Origin of the sequence: Thioalkalivibrio sp. HK1, from assembly GCA_000583135.1 — a bacterium.
In the GTDB taxonomy this organism is placed as follows: Bacteria; Pseudomonadota; Gammaproteobacteria; order HK1; family HK1; genus HK1.
Map to the genome: position 1 here is coordinate 1 of JFBG01000113.1, position 546 is coordinate 546.

Genomic DNA, 546 nt, shown 5'->3' on the forward strand with positions numbered 1-546 from the left:
GATCGTAAGATTCGATCTCTTTTTTCTTCTTTGCGGGCATCTTGTCAATATCCTGAAATGGTGGGCCTTCGGACGGCTATCGAAGCGCCAAAGCTTGACCGGTGGCGGGGCGAGGATCGATATCCGCTTCCAAGGTAGCAGGGAAAAAGTCTATCTTGCCATCGAAATAATCATGATTTCACATCGGGGCCAAGAAAGCATCGGGGTCAAAAAAGCACCTGCGCCGATCTTTGCAAAAAAGCGGAAAGAGGAGGCGGCGCTTGCCACCTCCTCTTTCTTGTCGGATGAAAGAAACCCTTCGAAGGCCGATGAGAAGCCTTGTGGGGAAAGGGCCGAGGTCCGTCAGCGGCAACCGACGACCTCGCCGTTCACCAACAGACAACTGGCTATAACATCTTCTTTCGTCTCGTTGGGCAGGTAAAAACAAGAGAAGGGATCCGTTCCGCATTGACGACGAGAAGAGTTGATCTCGAGCGTTGCAAAATCCAGCTCTTCCTCCGGATCAGGCTCCCAGCCCAATGCATCCAACGCCGCCGCGAAGTTCAA

Annotated in this window: 1 protein-coding gene; it reads right to left on the reverse strand. The window is 52.7% G+C overall.

The genetic code is table 11. The features are described 5' to 3' along the window. Nucleotides 1-342: 342 nt before the first annotated feature. A partial coding sequence (locus BF99_RS23605) for a hypothetical protein (protein ID WP_197019242.1) occupies nucleotides 343-546 on the reverse strand: 204 nt, incomplete at its 5' end.